A 1,370-nucleotide genomic window follows, 5' to 3' on the forward strand; every position below is an offset into this window, starting at 1 on the left:
CGAATGGAAGGGACTTCCCCTGATTATGCGCCTGATTAACTCTTGTGCAATCATGGGGTAAACACAACCCCGGAGGGATTCGTTATGACCATTACTACTGTCGGTATCGATCTTGCTAAAAATGTGTTCGCTGTTCATTGCGTTGACCAGAATGGCAAAACCGTTCTGGTTAAATCCAGAGTAACCCGCGCAGCTCTTCCCGGGCTGATTGCTGGTTTGCCGCCCTGTGTTATCGGGATGGAGGCGTGCTCCGGGGCTCATTACTGGGCAAGACTGTTTCGGCAGTATGGTCATGAGCCGCGTCTGATGGCCGCTAAATTTGTATCGCCTTACCGCATGGCTGGTAAATCAGGGAAAAATGATGCAGCTGATGCTCAGGCTATCTGCGAGGCGGTTCGTCGCCCACATATGCGGTTTGTGCCGGTTAAGGATGAGAGCCAGCAGGCAATGCAGTGTCTGCATCGTACCCGACAGGGTTTTATCGAAGAGAAAACAGCAACATATAATCGTCTCCGGGGGTTGATATCTGAATTCGGCGTTATCGCCCCACAAAGTACAGATGCCCTGCGCCACATAGTTTTTGAGCAGAAGAATTCTTTACCACTTCAGGTTCAGCAATGTGTTGATGATTTGCTGGAGCACGTTGCTCGCATTGAAGATAACATCGCTGAATATGACCGAATTTTGTCCCGCATGGCCAAAACAGATCATCGCAGTCAGCGGCTGATGGAATTGAAGGGCGTTGGCCCCACAACGGCCTGTGCGCTGGTCGCCAGTATCGGTAATGCACATGATTTTAAGAATGGGCGCCAGCTGGCAGCCTGGCTGGGACTGACACCATCGCAGTACAGCAGCGGCGGAAAGTCGAAGCTTGGCAGGATAACGAAAGCTGGCGATTCGTATCTGAGAACACTTCTGGTTCAGGGTGCCCGCTCGGTACTGATCGGGGCGGAGAAAAGGACTGATTTATTCAGTCGTTGGGTCTGCTCACTGGTCGAACGCAGAGGATACTGGCGCGCTGTTGTTGCCATCGCTGCCAAAAATGCAAGACTGTGCTGGGCATCATTGCATTACGGTGATGATTTCAGGTTGTACTCAGCCAGCTAAAGTACAAAGCTGTATGACCATCTGTTCTGCAACTCGTTGATGATAAAGGGTTAGACCCCGTGAGGTATATCTGCTTATTGTACAGGGCAAGTGTACCCGACTAACGAACTAGAGCCTCACGAGCGTCTTTCATCAGGGTCCGAATCGATGACGATTCATCATGACCGTTTATAGTACCGCAGTCTCTCCCCTTTATTTTTTTACTATAGTGCAGACAGAAACCGTAAACACCGGCGTTGACATGCCGGGGAAGCCCTTATAGT

At 50.7% G+C, this 1,370-nt stretch carries 1 protein-coding gene; it reads left to right on the top strand.

Going from position 1 to position 1,370, the window contains the following annotated elements; all coding sequences use genetic code 11:
- Window positions 1–84: 84 nt before the first annotated feature.
- A complete protein-coding gene (locus QMN93_RS25870; protein WP_001567660.1) occupies window positions 85–1,107 on the top strand; it encodes an IS110 family transposase in 1,023 nt (340 codons plus the stop codon).
- The last annotated feature ends 263 nt before the right edge of the window (window positions 1,108–1,370 follow it).

Origin of the sequence: Enterobacter sp. R-1.6.2 (genome assembly GCF_035064085.1) — a bacterium.
GTDB lineage: Bacteria > Pseudomonadota > Gammaproteobacteria > Enterobacterales > Enterobacteriaceae > Enterobacter > Enterobacter asburiae_B.

Coding starts and splice junctions, on each gene's coding strand:
- QMN93_RS25870 (WP_001567660.1), top strand. CDS start 85: ATGACCATTACTACTGTCGGTATCGATCTTGCTAAAAATGTGTTCGCT.